Origin of the sequence: Halomonas sp. DQ26W (assembly GCF_003339685.1) — a bacterium.
Classification (GTDB): domain Bacteria; phylum Pseudomonadota; class Gammaproteobacteria; order Pseudomonadales; family Halomonadaceae; genus Halomonas.
Genome location: NZ_QPKI01000028.1, coordinates 38666 through 56700, shown reverse-complemented (window position 1 = coordinate 56700; position 18035 = coordinate 38666). Strand labels below are relative to the sequence as shown.

Annotated in this window: 18 protein-coding genes; 9 read left to right on the top strand and 9 right to left on the bottom strand. The window is 62.9% G+C overall.

The genetic code is table 11. The features are described 5' to 3' along the window. Positions 1-194: 194 nt before the first annotated feature. Together DU490_RS14045 and DU490_RS14040 are read left to right on the top strand one after the other, a co-directional pair. Positions 195-977, top strand: coding sequence for a 3-hydroxybutyrate dehydrogenase (locus DU490_RS14045; protein WP_114574906.1), 783 nt, complete (start codon positions 195-197; stop codon positions 975-977). 146 nt (positions 978-1123) lie between these two features. Beyond that, positions 1124-1858: a phosphatase PAP2 family protein gene (locus DU490_RS14040; RefSeq protein WP_258801671.1), complete on the top strand. Its 735-nt coding sequence runs from the start codon at positions 1124-1126 to the stop codon at positions 1856-1858. A gap of 49 nt (positions 1859-1907) precedes the next feature. Here DU490_RS14040 and DU490_RS14035 read toward each other — a convergent pair whose 3' ends face one another. From DU490_RS14035 to DU490_RS14025, 3 genes are all read right to left on the bottom strand, one after another. Then, entirely contained in the window at positions 1908-2369 is a 462-nt protein-coding gene (locus DU490_RS14035; protein WP_114574904.1) for an META domain-containing protein, read from the bottom strand. A gap of 184 nt (positions 2370-2553) precedes the next feature. Then, a complete protein-coding gene (locus DU490_RS14030; RefSeq protein ID WP_114574903.1) occupies positions 2554-2994 on the bottom strand; it encodes a VOC family protein in 441 nt (146 codons plus the stop codon). A gap of 36 nt (positions 2995-3030) precedes the next feature. Beyond that, complete coding sequence (locus DU490_RS14025; RefSeq protein WP_114574902.1) at positions 3031-3525, bottom strand: DUF411 domain-containing protein; 495 nt, start codon at positions 3523-3525, stop codon at positions 3031-3033. A 91-nt stretch (positions 3526-3616) separates the two neighbouring features. On the opposite strand from DU490_RS14025, the gene DU490_RS14020 reads away from it, so the two are divergent. Continuing rightward, positions 3617-4153 (top strand): DNA-3-methyladenine glycosylase I, encoded by a 537-nt coding sequence (locus DU490_RS14020; protein WP_114574901.1) that lies wholly within the window; start codon positions 3617-3619, stop codon positions 4151-4153. Positions 4154-4163: 10 nt separating this feature from the next. Here DU490_RS14020 and DU490_RS14015 read toward each other — a convergent pair whose 3' ends face one another. Together DU490_RS14015 and DU490_RS14010 are read right to left on the bottom strand one after the other, a co-directional pair. Then, a complete protein-coding gene (locus tag DU490_RS14015) occupies positions 4164-4775 on the bottom strand; it encodes an FMN-dependent NADH-azoreductase (RefSeq protein WP_114574900.1) in 612 nt (203 codons plus the stop codon). Positions 4776-5002: 227 nt separating this feature from the next. Then, positions 5003-5581 (bottom strand): superoxide dismutase, encoded by a 579-nt coding sequence (locus DU490_RS14010; protein ID WP_114574908.1) that lies wholly within the window; start codon positions 5579-5581, stop codon positions 5003-5005. A 110-nt stretch (positions 5582-5691) separates the two neighbouring features. On the opposite strand from DU490_RS14010, the gene DU490_RS14005 reads away from it, so the two are divergent. Further along, positions 5692-6342, top strand: coding sequence for a metalloregulator ArsR/SmtB family transcription factor (locus DU490_RS14005; protein ID WP_114574899.1), 651 nt, complete (start codon positions 5692-5694; stop codon positions 6340-6342). Positions 6343-6355: 13 nt separating this feature from the next. Here the strand turns inward: DU490_RS14005 and DU490_RS14000 are convergent, their stop codons facing one another. Continuing rightward, positions 6356-7084 carry an MliC family protein gene (locus DU490_RS14000; protein WP_114574898.1) on the bottom strand — a complete coding sequence of 243 codons (729 nt, stop codon included), beginning with the start codon at positions 7082-7084 and terminating at the stop codon, positions 6356-6358. Positions 7085-7187: 103 nt separating this feature from the next. Further along, positions 7188-7373 (bottom strand): hypothetical protein, encoded by a 186-nt coding sequence (locus DU490_RS17020; protein WP_147270468.1) that lies wholly within the window; start codon positions 7371-7373, stop codon positions 7188-7190. 97 nt (positions 7374-7470) lie between these two features. Between DU490_RS17020 and DU490_RS13995 the strand changes: the two genes are divergently transcribed. Beyond that, entirely contained in the window at positions 7471-8385 is a 915-nt protein-coding gene (locus DU490_RS13995; protein ID WP_114574897.1) for a LysR family transcriptional regulator, read from the top strand. On the opposite strand, the gene DU490_RS13990 is transcribed toward DU490_RS13995, so the two are convergent. Together DU490_RS13990 and DU490_RS13985 are read right to left on the bottom strand one after the other, a co-directional pair. Next, positions 8372-10006 carry an ATP-binding protein gene (locus tag DU490_RS13990; protein WP_114574896.1) on the bottom strand — a complete coding sequence of 545 codons (1635 nt, stop codon included), beginning with the start codon at positions 10004-10006 and terminating at the stop codon, positions 8372-8374. The two genes, DU490_RS13995 and DU490_RS13990, sit on opposite strands and share 14 nt — an antisense overlap. A gap of 3 nt (positions 10007-10009) precedes the next feature. Then, a complete protein-coding gene (locus DU490_RS13985; RefSeq protein ID WP_114574895.1) occupies positions 10010-10723 on the bottom strand; it encodes a response regulator in 714 nt (237 codons plus the stop codon). A 487-nt stretch (positions 10724-11210) separates the two neighbouring features. Between DU490_RS13985 and DU490_RS13980 the strand changes: the two genes are divergently transcribed. The 4 genes from DU490_RS13980 to DU490_RS13965 all read left to right on the top strand — a co-directional run bounded on the left by DU490_RS13980 (position 11211) and on the right by DU490_RS13965 (position 17972). After that, positions 11211-14117 (top strand): ribonucleoside-diphosphate reductase subunit alpha, encoded by a 2907-nt coding sequence (locus DU490_RS13980; RefSeq protein ID WP_114574894.1) that lies wholly within the window; start codon positions 11211-11213, stop codon positions 14115-14117. A 248-nt stretch (positions 14118-14365) separates the two neighbouring features. Next, the gene (locus DU490_RS13975; RefSeq protein ID WP_114574893.1) at positions 14366-15616 is read left to right on the top strand and encodes a ribonucleotide-diphosphate reductase subunit beta; all 1251 of its coding nucleotides are present in this window, start codon (positions 14366-14368) and stop codon (positions 15614-15616) included. Between the two features lie 191 nt (positions 15617-15807). Then, entirely contained in the window at positions 15808-16116 is a 309-nt protein-coding gene (locus DU490_RS13970) for a hypothetical protein (RefSeq protein ID WP_114574892.1), read from the top strand. Between the two features lie 209 nt (positions 16117-16325). Next, positions 16326-17972 (top strand): alpha/beta-hydrolase family protein, encoded by a 1647-nt coding sequence (locus DU490_RS13965; RefSeq protein ID WP_114574891.1) that lies wholly within the window; start codon positions 16326-16328, stop codon positions 17970-17972. The last annotated feature ends 63 nt before the right edge of the window (positions 17973-18035 follow it).

The following is an 18035-nucleotide window of genomic DNA, read 5'->3' as shown; positions in this document are numbered from 1 at the left end:
TGGGCTTCGCACTGTTCTACATCAAGGGGGTCTGTCCGCCGGGCATCACCACCGTCGACATCTACAAGGGCGTGGCGCCTTTCGTGGCCATACAGCTACTGGGGCTGGCGCTGGTGTTCTTTTTTGAGCCCCTGGCCACCTGGCTGCCCGCACAGGTGTATAGCGGTAACTGACCCTGAACTGGAGATACGACCATGCAACTGACTGACAAGACAGCTCTAATCACCGGCGCCGCCGGTGGTATTGGACGCGCCATCGCCGAACGCTACGCCCGCGAGGGCGCCCGGGTCGCGATTGCCGACCTGAACCGCGAAGCCGCCGATGCCGTGGTACACGCCATTCACGAGCAGGGCGGCGTGGCCATGGCCGTGACCATGGATGTAACCGACGAAGCCGCCGTGGAGGCCGGTGTAACGCAGGTCGTACAGGAGTGGGGCCGCCTGGACATCGCCATCGCCAATGCCGGGATTCAGCATATCGAACCGCTGCATACCTTGAGCTTCGCCGACTGGCGCAAGGTGGTCTCGGTGCACCTGGACGGTGCCTTCCTGCTGACGAGTGCCGCCCTGCGCCAAATGTACCGACAGGAGAGTGGCGGCTGCCTGCTTTACATGGGCTCGGTGCACAGCAAGCTCGCTTCGCCGCTCAAGGCGCCCTATGTAGCGGCCAAGCATGCCTTGCTCGGGCTATGCCGCACAGTGGCCAAGGAGGGCGCGGCGCACCGGGTGCGCACCAATGTCATCTGTCCCGGCTTCGTGCGTACGCCGCTGGTCGACAAGCAGATTCCCGAACAGGCGGCCGCACTGGGAATCTCCGAGGAGGCAGTGATACGCGATGTCATGCTCAAAGACACCGTGGACCGGGAGTTCACCACCCTGGACGATATCGCCGAGGTGGCACTTCACCTCGCCGCCTTCCCTACGGCAGCGCTCACCGGCCAGTCGATCGTGGCCAGCCACGGCTGGCACATGCAGTAGCGCGACCTCGCCAGGCATCCATCTGCAAGGCTGCCTGGCAATATTAACCGTCGGTACCAGGCTGCCATGGCATTAAGGAACACTGTTCCGCTACCGAGGTTTCGCCTAGAATGGGCGGACACTTCCTACGACTCGTGCCGCCGCCCATGCCCCAGATAAAAACCAACTTCGCGCTTGGACGTATTCTGCTTTTCAATCTCCTGGGTGCCATCCTGGTGTGGTCCTGGATGTCCCCGGGGCAGATGTTCTGGACGCAGATCGATGATGCCGTCTTCTTTGCTACCAATGCCTGGCTCAGCGAAGAGAACGAAGCCTGGGTGCTGTTCGTGGCGGCAACCAACAACCGCCTGTTCGATGTCTTCAGCTTATTGATCCTGCTGGCGATCTATCTCTGGGCCATCGGTCGCGATGCCAACCCGCATCACCGAATGCTTCGCTGGGGCGGCATCGGTATCACCATGCTGCTCTCGGCCGTTTTCATCGCCCAGGGAGTTCGTCTGGTGGTGCCCTATACCCACCCCAGCCCCACCCTGGTCTACGACAACATCAACCTGATCACCGAGATGGTCGACTTCTCGACCAAGGACAGCTCCGGCAGCAGCTTTCCCGGCGACCACGGCGTGAACCTGGTGCTATTCACCGCCTTCATGTGGCGCTTTGCAGGGCTCAAGGTGATGCTGACCAGCGCCCTGTTCGCCGTACTGCTCAGCGCACCGCGCATCCTCAGCGGCGCCCACTGGTTCAGCGACGTCTACTTCGCGGCCATCGCCATCAACCTGGTCGTCGCCCCCTGGATCCTGCTTACGCCGCTGGCACCGGCACTGTCGCGAGCCCTTACCGCCGGGATGATTTGGGTACGCAACGCCCTGCCGGGCCGTTAGGGAAATCGGATGTTGAAAAGCGCGGCCATGGCCGCGCTTTTTGCTTGCTTCAGTTGGCCTTGCGCCAGCCTCCTAACACCCGTTGATCCGGGCCGAAGAACACCAGCCGGTCATGATCGATAAGGTAGCGGTAGGCCGTTTCCATCATGCCGGTGACACGACGGGCATCGTCGAGCTGCGGGCAGCCCATTCGCGTGCTGGTTAACTCGCCGAACTGGATGCGATTGCCGTCGTCCAGCTGCACCCTGCCATTGATCGCATTGCAGCCGTCGTGACCGGTGACGCGGCCATTCGGTACAATCACGAAATGCGGCGTGGTGGGCATGGAGAGGCGCTGGTCGGTACCGACCAGCAGCAGATTCCAGCGCTGTCCTACCACCGGCCCATCCAGCTTGCCCCCTGACGATTCGACACCTCGCCTGTCGATATCAGAGGGTTTGCTGCTGCAGGCCGCCAGCGTCAGCGCCAGGAGCCCCATCAGCAGGCTCCGGCTCAGGAAACTCCGTTTCATTATTGGTTAATCCTTAATTCGTGCATTCTTAGGGGGGTGAGTAGAAATATCACGTGCGACGGCCAGGCAAGGCGAAATAAGCCGAAAAAGTGGAGTTTACGAGGTTGTAAGTGAGCATTTTGATCGGACTCGCGCACGAGGCTGATTTCAACGACGCATGGCCTAGGAGCCTGTAGACACCCTCTTACCAGGTGCCGGTGTTTTCCATGGAAGCCCAGGGCTCGCTGGGCGGCAGGGCCTCGCCCCGCTGCAGCAGCTCGACGGAGATGCCGTCGGGACTGCGCACAAAGGCCATATGGCCGTCGCGCGGAGGCCGATTGATGGTCACGCCATTCTCCTGCAAGCGCTCGCACAGGACATAGATGTCATCGACCCGGTAGGCCAGGTGGCCGAAGTTGCGCCCACCGGTATACTCTTCGGGATCCCAGTTCCAGGTCAGCTCCAGCTCGGGCGCCTTGAGCTCCGCCGAACGCGCCTCGCCCTCGGGCGCGGCCAGGAATATCAGAGTAAAGCGTCCCTTCTCGTTTTCCATGCGGCGCACCTCCTTCAACCCCAGCAGGTCGCAATAGAAACGCAGCGACGCGTCCAGGTCGCTGACGCGCACCATGGTGTGTAGAAATTGCATGGGCCACCTCCATCTCAGTTGGTTCAGGGAAGACTCTCAATCATGAATGTACTCGCTGAAGATGGCCGGCGTCCGGCCCCCGTGACGCCAGGTCAGCACGGCATAATCGTCATAGCGACCGGTTTCCATGCCCGGCGAACCGTGGGGCATCCCCGGCACCGTCAGCCCGACCACATTGGGTTTCTCCTCAAGCAGCCGCTTTATGTCGGCGGCGGGCACATGGCCTTCGATGACGTAGCCATCGACCAGCGCCGTGTGGCAGGACGAGAGTTCCTGTGTAACGCCGTGCTCTACCTTTACCGAGCGCATGTCGCTGGTTTTGTGCTGACGAACCTCGAAGCCCGCTTCCTTGAGGTGGTCCGCCCAGTCGGTGCAGCAACCGCAGTTGGGATCCTGGTACATCTCGACCACCGGCCCAGCATGGGTGCTGGTACCAGGGGCCAGGGCAAGGTAAAGCGCCAAGGCACCTCCGGTCAGCAGGGATAGCGCTGCCACCTTTCCGGTCTTGCGGTTTGCAGTTAGGATTTTCATGCTGGGACTCCTGAAGCATTGATGACAGATAATGGAATCCTGACAAGCTGATGACGGCTTGCCAATAGTAAAAGACAGCGGAGACGGCAAAATGTCGCATTATTGTGATCTGGCACCGGGCCATCCGTTTCACGGCCCCTACCATGACGCAGAATATGGTTTTCCCGTCGATGACGACCGGACGCTTTTCGAGCGACTGGTGCTGGAAATCAACCAGGCGGGACTCTCGTGGTTGACCGTGCTGAAGAAGCGCGATGCCTTTCGCCTCGCCTTCGATGACTTCGACATCGACCGTATCGCGGCGTACGGAGTAGACGAACGGCAACGACTGCTGAGCGATGCCAGCATCATTCGCAACCGGCTCAAGGTGGATGCCGTGATCCACAACGCCGGCGTCGTCCAGGCGCTTTGCCGAGAACATGGCAGCTTCAAGGCCTGGCTGGACCACCACCACCCACAGCCCCATGCTGACTGGGTAACACTGTTTCGCAAGACCTTACGCTTCACCGGGCCCGAAATTGTCGGCGAATTCCTGATGAGTACCGGCTACCTGCCCGGTGCCCATCGCGACGAATGCCCGGTCCTTGTCCGCATCCTCAACGCAGGCCCCGCCTGGCAGGCAGCCTGACCGTTTTAAGTCATGAGAGAGTGGCAACCAGCCCATCGATAGCCTGCCGGGCCTCCTTGAGCGAGGCATCGCGATGCCCCTCCCCCATGGCCAACCCCTCGGCGAACACTACCGTCACATCGGTGATGCCGATCAGACCCAGCATGGCCTTGAGGTGCGGTGTCTGGCTGTCCAGCTCACTGCCGGCGTACTGCCCGCCGCGGGCCGCCAGGATGACGGCCTGCTTGCCCTCCACCAGGCCCTGGGGGCCTTTTTCGCTGTAGCGGAAGGTTTCACCGGCACGCAGCACCCGGTCGAACCATGCCTTGAGCTGAGAGGGAATGCCCAGGTTGTACAGGGGCACCGCCAGCACCAGGACATCGTGCGCTTTCAGCTCATCGATCAACCCATCCGAGCGCTCCGCCAGGGTACGCTGCTCGGGCGTGCGCTCCGCCGCCGGCACCTGCCAGCTGGAAAGCTCGTCGACACAGAGGTGCGGCAGCTCATCGGCCACCAGATCGCGGCGGGTGATCGCGAACGCCTCCCGCTCTTTGCCACGAGTGGTGAAGTGATCGGCCAGGGCAATGGACTGGCCCTGAGCGCCGAGGATGGACGAAGTGATGACGAGTGCACGGGTAGTCATGGCAGTTCTCCTGAAAAATAGAGGAAGATGGCCATTACTCTATCGATCTAAATTATCGTATAAAAGCGCAACAATTCACCTGAATATATTAATTAAATCGAAAGATTACGTCTCCTGGCGTACGCCAGCTACACACCCTCGACACGTGCTCATCCGACACACAAAGGCCCTGTCGCTTGCGACAGGGCCTTTGTCAGTTTCTCATGGCGCCGATTCGGCGCCCGAAATTAACTGAAGTTCTGGGCGACGAAATCCCAGTTGATCAGGTTCCACACGCTATCCAGGTACTTGGGACGGGCGTTGCGGTAGTCGATGTAGTAGGCGTGCTCCCACACGTCGATGGTCAGTACCGGGGTCTGGCCATAGGCGATGGGAGTATCAGCGTTGCTGGTATTGACGATATCCACGCCGCCATCGTCGGTCTTGATCAGCCAGGTCCAGCCGGAACCGAAGTTGCCGGCGGCATTGGCGTTGAAGGTCTCCTTGAACTTGTCGAAGGAGCCGAACTTGGCATTAATCGCTTCAGCCAGCGCACCGCTCGGCTCACCGCCACCGTTGGGAGACAGGCAGTGCCAGTAGAAAGTGTGGTTCCACACCTGAGCCGCCTGGTTGAACAGACCGCCTGAGGCGCTCTTGATGATCTCTTCCAGCGACTTGTTGGCGTTGTCGGTGCCTTCGACCAGCTCGTTGAGCTTGGTGACATAGGCCTGGTGGTGCTTACCGTAGTGGTATTCGAGCGTCTCGGCGGAGATATGCGGCTCGAGCGCGTTCTTTTCGTAGGGCAGTGCGGGCAATTCAAATGCCATCAGGTCATGCTCCTTGCTTTCACGGTGGGAATCGAGGCGATCCGGACTTGCCTCCTGGCCGCCTCGTCGGTATTTTCCAAGCATACACTAGATTAATTCCAACGGGCACCATGTCAAGCGACCCTAATGAAAAACCGGCTGATACCGCCGCGCAGCGACTGCTGCACCTGCTGAAGTCCCGAGGGCCCCACTCCGCTGCGGAGTTGGGCGAGATGCTCGGTACCACCGGCGAAAACGCCCGCCAACAGCTGAGCAAGCTTGCTCGCCGGGGGCTGGTGGCACAGCGTTCGCGACCGGGTGGTGTCGGCCGCCCTGTCGTCGAATGGCGCCTCACCGAGGCCGGGCACGGCCGCTTTCCCGACACCCACGCCGAACTCGCCTCGCGACTGATTATCAGCGTACGCAACACCCTGGGCGTAGCGGCGCTGGATCGCCTGGTGGAGGCGCGTGGTGCCGAGATCCTGGCACACTATCGCCGCGAGTTGGCCGATGCCGAAACCCTGGCGGCGCGGGTCGCGCAACTGGCCGAGATCCGCAGCCGCGAAGGCTATATGGCCGAATGGCAGCAAAACGCCGATGGCAGCCTGCTGCTGGTCGAGAACCACTGTCCGATCTGCAGCGCCGCCCGCACCTGTCCCGCCTTCTGTCACTCCGAGCTGCAGGTGTTTCGCGCCGTACTGGGCACGGACGTCAGCGTGGAGCGCGTCGAACACGTGCTGGAAGGAGCGCGACGTTGCGCCTATCGTCTTCAAACCAATTGAGTTCAGCTGTGGCCTAAGGAGAGATTCCTTGCCCACAGCCCCTCAACGCCTGCCCGTCGATGGTCAGGGTGACACGGGCGGGAAATGGCTCACCGCTCATGTCGTCGAAGCAGCCCCTCGCCTCCAGTTGCAGCTCGAAGGGCTGGTCGGCCAGGCCGCTGGCCAGGGTCACGCGACCCTCGGCATTGTCCATCTCGGTGACACGGTAGGGCAGCGTCAGCTTGCGCGCACCGTAGTCCAGCGCCAGCGTCAGTTCAGGGGTGTCGTGGGCCAGATTGACGTGCCAGCCCGGCTCGTTACCACGGCCGTGGAACATCACGCCGGGGCGCTGCTCGCGAGTCAAGGGAGAGCGTGCCATGGCGGCGCTGCAGTCGAGCCGTCCGTTGGCGCTCTCCACCACGGCGTCTGCCCCTTTGTTCCAGAAGCTGAGATCGCCTTGCTGGTAGCGAGCACCGCTGGCCACCACGGCCGGCTGCAGCCGATAGGCACCGTGTGCCGACCACAGCCGCAGCTCACGCTCGCCAAAGGCGGTAACCAGATCCTGCTGCGGCGTGCAGCGCCAGGCCTCGAAACGCTCGGCGCCACCGGCAAAGAGCAACGAGGGCAGCAGCGGCGCGGTGCTGGTAACCTGACTGGCACCGGGACGCGGCCCGTCGACAGGCGCGGCGGCGCAGCCGACCAACAACAGCGAAGCGGCAGCCAGCAGCGCTGGCCGAAGGGTAAACGGTAAACGAAGCGTCATGACAATTCCTTGAGCGTGTCGAACCACCACAGCATAACAGGCACCGAGATCCCGCGGCCTGATACCCGTTTCACGCGCCACGAATGCAGCGCACCGAACCTCTTCAAGCGTAGCGCCAGCGCAGCTTCCGGGCCGCCTCGGCCATGTTGGACAGGGCCGGGCAGCACCGCCTTGACAGGGTGACTGGCATCACGGGCCTCGGCCACTCGTCGAACAGCCGGCTGCTGGCGTGCTTCAACTCGCTGCCACCACCAATCCACGGATAGCCAGATGTATGAGCTAATGTCATGATGCGGACTCTTCTGCATGAATGAATGCAGAGCAGTGTCGTCGCCTCTGGTGGATAAAACTAACCATATTAATCATAACCATGAAACGGGTTCATCATGCTAGAACTACGCCATCTGCGAACCCTGATTGCCCTGCGTGACGCGGGTTCACTGGTGGAAGCAGCGGAGCGGGTCCATCTCACCCAGTCGGCACTCTCGCACCAGATCAAGGATCTCGAGGAGCGTTTGGGAAGCCAGCTATTCGTGCGCAAGTCCCGCCCCGTGGAGTTCACCCGCGCGGGCCAGCGGCTGCTGGCGCTGGCCGAACAGGTTCTGCCGCTGGTGCGCATGGCCGAGCGGGACCTGGCGAGACTCATCGGCCATGCACCCGGGCGGCTGCACATGGCCATCGAGTGCCACAGCTGCTTTCAATGGCTGATGCCGACCATCGATAACTTCCGCGATCACTGGCCGGAGGTTGAGATCGATATTCCCGGCGGCCACCACTTCGAGCCGCTGCCGGCGCTGGCGCGGGAGCAGCTCGACCTGGTGATCACCGCCGACCCGCAGGCACTACCCGGGGTCTACTATGAGCCACTGTTCCGCTATCAGGGCCTACTCGCGGTGGCCCGCCAGCACCCGCTGGCCGATCGTGCCTTCATTGCGCCCCAGGATCTCGCCGGGGAGACACTGATCACCTACCCGGTGGAGCACAGCCGCCTGGATGTGTTTACCCAGTTTCTCGACCCCGCCGGGGTCAGGCCGCGAGAACTTCGCACGGCCGAGTTGACCATCATGATGATGCAGTTGGTTGCCAGCGGACGCGGCGTCTGTGCGCTACCCAACTGGGCGTTGACCGAATACTTGGAACGGGACTATGTGAAGGCGGTGGCTCTGGGCGAAAAGGGGATGTGGAGCACGCTGTTTGCCGCCATTCGGGAAGATAGCCGCGACCAGCCCTGGATGGAGGACTTCCTGAACACCGCGCGGGAGACGTCGTTCGCGGTACTGGAAGGCATCAGGCCGGCTTGACGGGCAACAGCACCGCCTCTTTCGGTATAGGCAGCAACAGCGAGAAGCGTGCGCCCCCCAGCTGTTGGCTGTCGTCCACCACCACGCTGCCGCCGTGCCAGGTCATGACTTTCTGGACGATGGAAAGCCCCAGCCCATAGCCGCCCGAGCGACGCGTGCGGCTGTCATCCAGACGGGCGAAGGGCTTGAAGATGGTCTGACGCTCGCTCTCCGGGATCCCGGGGCCGTCATCCTCGATATCAAGCCGCACCAGCCGTGGCTCCACCGTGAGGCGTATCAGTACGTGGGAACGGGCATGTCGGCAGGCGTTGGCCACCAGATTCTGCAGCGCCCGCTGCAGGTAGCGTGAATCGGCAAGGGCTTCCACCTCGGGTCCGGGTGCCAGTTCCAGGCGAAGGTGAGCGTGCAGAGGTGCCAGGGTATCGAGTACCTGCCTGGCCATGCCACGGCAGTCGACAACGACACGCTGCAGTTCGGTCCCGTTGACGATGCCGCTGTCGAGGCGTGCATAGGTGAGAATTTCGTCGATGAGGTGGTCGAGCTCCTCGATATCGCCGTCGATGCCATGCAGCTGGCGATGGACGGCCGGATCATCGGTCATGTCCTCGACCATCTGCATGGCGAAGCGAATCCGGGCGACGGGGGTGCGCAGTTCGTGGGATACGGCGCGAATCATCTCCTGCTGGGAGCGCAGCAGCGACTGCACCTGCGCCGCCATGGCATTGAATGCCATGGCCACCCGGCCGATGAAGCCACCACCGTCGACTTTGACCCGGGTATCGAGCCGGCCACTGGCAATGCGGCCGGCGGCCAGTTCCAGACGTGCCAAGCGAGCTTCGACACCACGTACGATGAGGTAAATGATCACCGCCAGCACGGCCAGCATGATCACCAATACCAGCAACAACAAGGAGATGGGCGTCGGCTCCAGGGCCGATACCGGGCCGATCGATAGCCATTGTCGGCCGCCATCCCGCGCAGGTACGGCAAGATAAACCGTCAGCGCCCAATGGCCCGGCAGCAGGCGTATTACCAGTTCCCCCTCGCGCAGCCGCGAGAGCTGGTGGCTGTCGAGCCCCTCCGGGGCCAGGTCGCTGAGCTGAACCGGCAGAGCGTCGGTAGTCACGTGGGCCAGCCGTTGCTGCCGGGCGTCACCTTCCTCCTCGGCCAGCCAGTCTCCCAGCATCTGGGCCAGGCCACGCAATTGGCGCTCATTGAGCCCGGACAGGCGCGCTTCGAGCACCCGGTACTCACCGGCTATGCGGCGGTAAAGGCGCCAGTTCTCGCCATCTTCCGGCTTGACCAGGACGCTGCCACGCTCCAGGCGCCTGCGCTCGAACCAGCCCAGGCCGGCATCGTCGGGGCTACGCAAGGAAAGCCGCATGTCCAGCCGGTCGGATTGCTGGGTCAGCCAGTCACCGCGCTCGTTCGCCGGCAGGGTGGCGACCTTTAGGGTCAACAGCTGCAACGGCGCTTCGGCCAGCTGTTCGCGGAACTGTTCAATACGCACCCGGTCGACCAGGGCCAGGCCCATCAGCGCCAGGCCGAAAGTCACCAGCAACGCCAACGCCAGAGCCAGGTAGACGCGCAGGAATGTGCCATCGGCCAGGAACCGCTGCATCGCTCAGGCGTCCTTGACGAAGAGGTAACCCTTGCTGCGCACGGTCTTGATACGGTGCGGATGATTGGGGTCGTCGCCGATCTTCGGACGAATACGAGAAACCCGCACGTCGATGGAACGATCCTGGCCGTCGTACTTGATGCCACGCAGGTCGCTGAAGATCTCCTCACGGGTGAGTACACGCCCGGCATTGCTCGCCAATAGCCACAGCAGGTCGAACTCGGCGCTGGTCAGGTCGATGCGATCGCCCTCCAGCCAGGCTTCGCGGGTGGCGCTGTCGATATCCAGGTTGCCAAACGAGAGGCGCACGTCGCCGCCCTGTTCGGTGCTGTCCGTCCGTCGCAGCAGCGCCCGCATGCGTGCCAGCAGCACCCGGGGCTGAACCGGCTTGGGAACGTAGTCGTCGGCACCCATCTCCAGCCCCAGCACCTGATCCATATCGTCGGTGCGGGCGGTCAACATGAGAATCGGTCCGCTGTAGTCAGGCCGGGCCCGTCGACAGATCGACAGACCATCTTCACCCGGCAGCATCAAATCGAGGATCACCAGATCCGGCTGCAGGGTCTGGATCTGCTCAACGCCTCGCGAGCCCTCGGACTCCACGGTCACCTGAAAGCCATTGGCCTCCAGGTAGTCCCGCGTGAGTTCGGCCAGGCGCACGTCATCCTCGATAATCAGCACGTGCTCCATGTCGCTGTTTTCCAGGTTGTATTCCATCCTCGTTATCCCCGTGCCGGGCAATTCATTTGCATTTCCGGGACACCCTGTCCCGCCATCTACATCAAGGATACCCGAAATATGCCATTTCGCATGCCTGTGTTGATATTGCGTGCAAAGGAAACGCTGAACAAATTGCCGAGCGAGATGAAGCGCAAGGCGCACGGAGCACAGGAACCGGAGCATATGGGGTATATGTGAGGATTCCGCGCACCGCGCAACGCAGCGATTCGCTCGCGTAGGCATTTGTGCAGTGTTTCCCAAACGGCCTGGCCAGCGAAGCATAGCCCCGATGCTCGGCGATGCCACAGGAAGTCACCAGGACGCCCACAGGCTACCCACTTGATGACTGCCAAAAAGCACTCTATCTTGTGTCAATCGACAACAAAAACACAAGATGATGTGCAGCTAGTGGCAATTCAATCCCTTGCTTTCAATGCTCATCGATTCCCGACGACAAGCCCTGATAGGAAGCGAACAACCCACCATGGAACAGCCCCAGACCTCCGCTGCCGCCAGCCTGTCCATCACCGCACCGCAGACGCTGCGCGTCATCAAGCGAACCGGTGACGTGGCGGCCTTCGATGTCAGCAAGATCGCCGTGGCCATGTCCAAGGCCTTCATCGCTGTGGAGGGCGACAATGCGGCCTCCTCCTCCCGGGTGCGCGATTTCGTCGCCGTGGCCTCGCGCACCATTGCCGAAACCTTCCAGCGCCGCATGCCCGATGGCGGCACGGTACACATCGAGGACATCCAGGACCAGGTCGAACTGGCGCTGATGCGTGCCGGCGAACAAAAGGTCGCCCGCGCCTACGTCCTCTACCGTGAAGCCCACGCTCGGGCCCGGGCCGCTGCCGGCGATGACATCGAGAAACCCCACCCGACGCTCAACGTCACTGCCCTCGATGGCAGCCGCCGGCCGCTCGACCTGGGCCGTATCGAGACGCTGGTGTTCGACGCCTGCGCGGAGCTGGCCAATGTCGACCCCAACCACATCGTAGAAGAAGCACTGAAGAACCTCTACGACGGCGTCACCGTCGATGGCGTCTCCCAGGCGCTGATGATGACCGCCCGTACCCTGGTGGAGAAGGACCCCAACTACACCTACGTCACCGCCCGGCTGCTGCAGGACAACCTGCGCCGCGAGGCCCTGTCGTTCCTGGGTGTGGCCGAAGAAGCCACCTTCGGCGAAATGGCCGAACTCTACAAGCCGGCCTTCCACGCCTATGTGGCCCGCGGCATCGAGTTCGAGCAGCTCGACCCCAGGCTCGCCGAGTTCGACCTCGAGCGGCTGGGCGACGCGCTGGACCATTCCCGCGACAACGCCTTCACCTACCTGGGCCTGCAGACGCTCTACGACCGCTATTTCATCCACCGCGACGACGTGCGTTACGAGCTGCCCCAGGTAATGTTCATGCGCATCGCCATGGGTCTTTCGCTGAATGAAGACGACCGCGAAGCCCGCGCCATCGAATTCTACGAGCTGCTATCCAGCTTCGACTACATGGCCTCCACGCCGACGCTGTTCAACGCCGGCACCGTGCGCAGCCAGCTCTCCTCCTGCTACCTCACCACCGTGCCCGACAACCTGGACGGCATCTACAGCGCCATCCGCGACAACGCCCTGCTCTCAAAATGGGCCGGCGGCCTGGGCAACGATTGGACGCCGGTGCGTGCCCTGGGTTCCTACATCAAAGGCACCAACGGCAAGAGCCAGGGTGTGGTGCCCTTTCTCAAGGTGGTCAACGACACCGCGGTGGCGGTCAACCAGGGCGGCAAGCGCAAGGGCGCGGTCTGCGCCTATCTGGAGACCTGGCACCTGGATGTCGAGGAGTTCCTCGACCTGCGCAAGAACACCGGTGACGACCGCCGCCGCGCCCACGACATGAACACTGCCAACTGGGTGCCGGACCTGTTCATGAAGCGGGTCTTCGACGACAAGGAGTGGACGCTGTTCTCACCCTCCAACTGCCCGGACCTCCACGACCTCTACGGCGCCGCCTTCGAGAAGCGCTATGCAGAGTACGAGGCGATGACCTACAGCGGTCAGCTCAAGCTCTATAAGCGGGTCCGCGCCAAGGACCTGTGGCGCAAGATGCTCTCGATGCTGTTCGAGACGGGCCATCCGTGGATCACCTTCAAGGACCCCTGCAACCTGCGTAGCCCGCAGCAGCACGCCGGCGTGGTGCACTCCTCCAACCTGTGCACCGAGATCACGCTCAACACCAGCGTCGATGAGATTGCGGTGTGTAACCTGGGTTCGGTCAACCTGGCACAGCACGTGACCGACGGAAAGCTCGACAACGAGAAGCTGGGCAAGACGGTACGCACCGCGGTGCGCATGCTCGACAACGTCATCGACATCAATTACTACGCGGTGCCCCAGGGACGCAATTCCAACTTCAAGCACCGGCCGGTGGGGCTCGGCATCATGGGCTTCCAGGATGCGCTATACGCCCTGGGCGTCGCCTATGCCAGCGACGGAGCCATCGAGTTCGCCGACCGCTCCATGGAGCTGGTCAGCTACCACGCCATCGAGGCATCGAGCGACCTGGCCGCCGAACGCGGCCGCTACGAAAGCTTCGACGGTTCGCTCTGGAGCCAGGGCGTGCTGCCCATCGACTCTATCGAGAAGCTCAAGCTCGAGCGCGGCGAGCAGTACATCGAGATGGACACCTCGAGCACCCAGGACTGGGGACGCATCCGCAGCAAGGTTGCCAAGCAGGGCATGCGCAACTCCAACGTCATGGCCATCGCCCCCACGGCGACCATTTCCAATATCTGCGGCGTCACTCAGTCGATCGAGCCGACCTATCAGAACCTCTATGTGAAGTCGAATCTCTCCGGCGAGTTCACCGTGGTCAACGCCTTCATGGTCAACGACCTGAAGGAGCGAGGCCTGTGGGACGAGGTGATGATCAACGACCTCAAGTACTACGACGGCAGCGTGCAGCCCATCGACCGGGTGCCGGAGGACCTCAAGGCCAAGTACGCCTCCGCCTTCGAGGTGGAGCCCAAGTGGCTGGTGGAGGCCGCCTCCCGCCGCCAGAAGTGGATCGACCAGGCCCAGTCGCTGAACCTCTACATCAAGGGGGTTTCCGGCAAGAAACTCGACGTGACCTATCGCATGGCCTGGTTCCGCGGCCTGAAGACCACCTACTACCTGCGCGCTCTGGGCGCCACCTCGGTGGAGAAGTCCACCGTGGACCGCGGCACCCTGAATGCCGTGAGCAACGGCGGTGCACCGGCGGCGCAGCCGACCCCGACGCCCACCCCGCCTGCTGCTTCCGAGCCGCGGGGCATAGAGGACTTTCTGAGCGGCAAGGCGGGCAGCGGTTCACGTGCTCCCAGCGCCTCCGAAATCGATGACCTGGGCTGCGAAGCCTGCCAATAACGCCGAACGTTTCTGTTGGAGCGCTGCTTTGCATCGCGACCGGCGCCGTCAGGCGCCCCCGGCGGAGGCGGCAGTGCTTGAGGTAATTGCCGACGCCGGGCAACACCGCCGGGAGGCTGTCGCCTCCAGTCGCGAGCTGAAGCTGCTCCTACAGCCGCAATGCACCGGTTGGTGTTTTTTAAGCGCGGCTGGCGCCGGCAGGCGCCTTGGCGGAGCCTGCAACGAGTCATAACCCTGAGGGAAAGTGAATGCTGAACTGGGACGAATTCAACGAAGACGAGACCGCCGTCGCCGACAAGCCGGCACCGGCAACCCCGGCGCCCGCCGCCAAGGCGCAGCCGAGCGCCCCGGCTGACGCCGGCGAGATCCAAGAAGCCAGCGGGAACTACGTGATCGCCGAGGCCGACCGCATCGAGCGCGCCCGCAAGTCGCTGGAGGAGCTCGACGTTGCCGCCGGCCTGGAAGAGCTGGAGATGGGCGCGGCGCGCATTGAGGTCAGCGACAAGCAGATGATCAACGCCCGCGCCGACCTCAACCAGCTGGTGCCGTTCAAGTACGAGTGGGCCTGGCAGAAGTACCTGGACGGCAGCGCCAACCACTGGATGCCCCAGGAAGTGAACATGAACGCCGATATCGCCCTGTGGAAGAGCCAGGAAGGGCTCACCGCGGACGAGCGGCGCATCGTCGAGCGCAGCCTGGGCTACTTCTCCACGGCCGACTCGCTGGTGGCCAACAACCTGGTGCTGGCGCTCTACCGCCTGATCACCAACCCCGAATGCCGCCAGTACCTGCTGCGCCAGGCCTTCGAGGAAGCCATCCACACCCACGCCTACCAGTACTGTGTGGAGTCCCTGGGCATGGACGAGGGCGCGGTCTTCAACATGTACCGCGAAGTCCCCTCCGTGGCCGCCAAGTCGGCCTGGAGCCTCAAGCATACCCAGTCGCTGGCGCGTGCCGACTTCAACACCGGCACCCCGGAGACCGACCAGGAACTGCTGCGCAACCTGGTGGCCTTCTACTGCGTCACCGAAGGCATCTTCTTCTACTGCGGCTTCAGCCAGATCCTCTCCATGGGGCGGCGCAACAAGATGACCGGCGTGGCCGAGCAGTTCCAGTACATCCTGCGCGACGAGTCGATGCACCTCAACTTCGGCGTCGACATGATCAACCAGATCAAGATCGAGAACCCGCACCTGTGGACCGCCGAGTTCCAGGACGAGGTGACCCAGATGATCCTCGAGGGCACCGAGCTCGAGATCGCCTATGCCCGCGACACCATGCCCCGCGGCGTGCTGGGCATGAACGCGGCGATCATGGAGGAGTACCTGCACTTCATCTGCAACCGCCGCTTGGCCCAGATCGGCCTGAAGGAGCAGTACCCCGGTGCCCAGAACCCCTTCCCGTGGATGAGCGAGATCATCGACCTGCGCAAGGAGAAGAACTTCTTCGAGACCCGTGTCACCGAGTACCAGGTGGGCGGCGCGCTGAGCTGGGATTGACCGGGACTGGCAGGCGGGGGGGAACCCCGATAGTAGCAAGCTTAGGAGGAAGCACCATGACCGAATCGAGAAGTGTCATCAAACGCGTCTACGTGCCTACGCATGTCCGCGATCTTCCTACAACGCCCCACCCGGCAACGCCAACGACCGGGCGCTGCCTCTCTCCCGACGAACCAAGCGAGGACAATCCGATGCATGCAACACGATCTGCAGAAGCACGTCGCGATTCCCGGGCCTGGCAGACCGCCCTGGATCGGGCACTCGCCGCCCATGACAGCGAAGACGCCTTCGTCCACTACCCCCATGTGGCCTTCGCCTTCCCCTCGTCGTCTCCCAACCCCTACTCAGGGGACTATCCGCTACTCAACTACCGGGAGCTCAAGGAGTGGGCAACCTCGCGCGGCTGGCGTGTCCGCCCGGCACCGGAGCGGGCACCTGCGGGCGACAAGTACAGCCCACCGGTTCGCTTCACCCGCGGCAGAGCCCATCACTTGCCCTAGCCATCACTTGTACTAGCTATCACCTGGCTCAGACATTTCCGGGTAGCATCACTGGCCCAGGCAGGCACGACAATCGGGGCAGGTTGACCGGGCGCTCCCGGCCAACTTGCGCCCGAGTCACTTTCCCCAGGGGCATTAGCACCCTACCCCCTTGCCTTCCCGTTTACGTGCAGTAGACTTCGCAGCCAGCCATTCAGGTATAGTCCGTCATGTACTGGAAAGTCCGCACAGCGCTCAGCCACTTCTCGGCAACCGGCCTGTTGGTGGGCACGCTGTTATTCGCCTTCTCCCTTACTCCGAGCCTGTTGCCGCGCCCCATGTACTCCCAGGGCATCGTTTCGGGGCTCTCGCTTGCCGCCGGCTACGCACTGGGCTATGCCGGCCACTGGCTGTGGTATTACCTGCACCTTCCCAAGCCCAGTCTCCGGCTGGCACTCACCATCAAGCTCTCAGCGGCAGTGGCGTGTTCCGTGATCGCCGCCGCTTTCCTGTGGCAGGCCTCCGAGTGGCAGAACAGCATTCGCGATCTGATGGGCATGGAGGAGGTCAGCGGCATACGACCATTCTATATCGGTACGATTACCCTGCTGGTCTTCGGCGCCCTACTGCTGGTCGCCAGGCTGTTCCGGCGCACCTTTCGTTTCCTCTCGCGTCGACTGCAGCGCTATATTTCCCACCGAGTCTCGAACGTCATCGGCGTCCTGGTCGCGACCATGCTGTTCTGGTCGGTCATCGATGGGGTGATCTTCACCCTGGCCCTGCGCGCGGCCGACAACTCCTTCCAGCAGCTGGACGAGCTGATCCAGGACGACCTGGCGCCACCCGCCGACCCGATGCAGACCGGCAGCGCCAGTTCGTTGATCAGTTGGGAAAACCTGGGCAGTCGCGGGCGACGCTATATCTCCCGCACCCCCACCGCAGAGGAGCTGTCGGACTTTCTCGACGAGCCGGCACAGGCCCCGATACGGGTCTACGTTGGCCTGAGTGCCGCGGAGACACCGGAGGAGCGAGCCCAACTCGCCCTGGCAGAGCTGAAGCGTGTCCGCGCCTTCGAGCGCTCGGTGCTGGTGCTGGCCACCCCCACCGGCCGCGGCTGGGTCGACCCCGGTGCCCAGAATACCCTCGAGTACCTGCAGCGCGGCGACGTGGCCACGGCAACCGTTCAATACTCCTACCTGCCCAGCCACCTCTCGATCATTGCCGAAGGCGACTACGGGGTGGAGAACGCCCGAGCGCTGTTTGCGACGGTCTACGAATACTGGACCACCCTGCCAAAAGCCTCGCGGCCGAAGTTGTACCTACACGGCCTCAGCCTCGGGTCACTCAACTCCGATCTCTCCTTCGATTTCTACGACATCATCGACGACCCCTTCCACGGTGCCCTGTGGAGCGGCCCGCCCTACCGCAGCGAAACCTGGCAAGCGGTGACCCGCAGCCGCGAACTCGGCTCGCCTGCCTGGCTGCCGACCTTTCGCAACGGCTCGGTGGTACGTTTCATGAACCAGTATCAGGGGCTGGAGATGCCCTATGGCGAGTGGGGGGACTTTCGTATCGCCTACCTGCAATACGGCAGCGACCCGATCACCTTCTTCGAACCCTGGTCGTTCTTCCGGGAGCCGGAGTGGATGCGCGAGCCCCGCGCACCGGACGTCTCGCCGGAGCTACGCTGGTACCCGGTGGTGACCATGCTGCAGCTGCTGGCCGACCTGACCATCGGCGACGCCCCGCCCGGGTACGGCCACTCGTTCGCCGCCAGGCACTACCTGGACGCCTGGGCGGCACTGATAGAACCGGAAGACTGGACGGAGGCTGAGCTGGACCGGCTACGCAATCGACTCGCCGAGTCTTATCGCTGAATTCAACAACGGGCCGGAGGGCATTGATCGCCCGCACTGGCCTCTCCCGGTGACCTTCGGCCG

Bases quoted from the DNA above. Each gene is read 5' to 3' on its own strand.
- DU490_RS14045 (WP_114574906.1), top strand. From the start codon at position 195: ATGCAACTGACTGACAAGACAGCTCTAATCACCGGCGCCGCCGGTGGT.
- DU490_RS14040 (WP_258801671.1), top strand. From the start codon at position 1,124: ATGCCCCAGATAAAAACCAACTTCGCGCTTGGACGTATTCTGCTTTTC.
- DU490_RS14035 (WP_114574904.1), bottom strand. From the start codon at position 2,369: ATGAAACGGAGTTTCCTGAGCCGGAGCCTGCTGATGGGGCTCCTGGCG.
- DU490_RS14030 (WP_114574903.1), bottom strand. From the start codon at position 2,994: ATGCAATTTCTACACACCATGGTGCGCGTCAGCGACCTGGACGCGTCG.
- DU490_RS14025 (WP_114574902.1), bottom strand. From the start codon at position 3,525: ATGAAAATCCTAACTGCAAACCGCAAGACCGGAAAGGTGGCAGCGCTA.
- DU490_RS14020 (WP_114574901.1), top strand. From the start codon at position 3,617: ATGTCGCATTATTGTGATCTGGCACCGGGCCATCCGTTTCACGGCCCC.
- DU490_RS14015 (WP_114574900.1), bottom strand. From the start codon at position 4,775: ATGACTACCCGTGCACTCGTCATCACTTCGTCCATCCTCGGCGCTCAG.
- DU490_RS14010 (WP_114574908.1), bottom strand. From the start codon at position 5,581: ATGGCATTTGAATTGCCCGCACTGCCCTACGAAAAGAACGCGCTCGAG.
- DU490_RS14005 (WP_114574899.1), top strand. From the start codon at position 5,692: ATGTCAAGCGACCCTAATGAAAAACCGGCTGATACCGCCGCGCAGCGA.
- DU490_RS14000 (WP_114574898.1), bottom strand. From the start codon at position 7,084: ATGACGCTTCGTTTACCGTTTACCCTTCGGCCAGCGCTGCTGGCTGCC.
- DU490_RS17020 (WP_147270468.1), bottom strand. From the start codon at position 7,373: ATGACATTAGCTCATACATCTGGCTATCCGTGGATTGGTGGTGGCAGC.
- DU490_RS13995 (WP_114574897.1), top strand. From the start codon at position 7,471: ATGCTAGAACTACGCCATCTGCGAACCCTGATTGCCCTGCGTGACGCG.
- DU490_RS13990 (WP_114574896.1), bottom strand. From the start codon at position 10,006: ATGCAGCGGTTCCTGGCCGATGGCACATTCCTGCGCGTCTACCTGGCT.
- DU490_RS13985 (WP_114574895.1), bottom strand. From the start codon at position 10,723: ATGGAATACAACCTGGAAAACAGCGACATGGAGCACGTGCTGATTATC.
- DU490_RS13980 (WP_114574894.1), top strand. From the start codon at position 11,211: ATGGAACAGCCCCAGACCTCCGCTGCCGCCAGCCTGTCCATCACCGCA.
- DU490_RS13975 (WP_114574893.1), top strand. From the start codon at position 14,366: ATGCTGAACTGGGACGAATTCAACGAAGACGAGACCGCCGTCGCCGAC.
- DU490_RS13970 (WP_114574892.1), top strand. From the start codon at position 15,808: ATGCATGCAACACGATCTGCAGAAGCACGTCGCGATTCCCGGGCCTGG.
- DU490_RS13965 (WP_114574891.1), top strand. From the start codon at position 16,326: ATGTACTGGAAAGTCCGCACAGCGCTCAGCCACTTCTCGGCAACCGGC.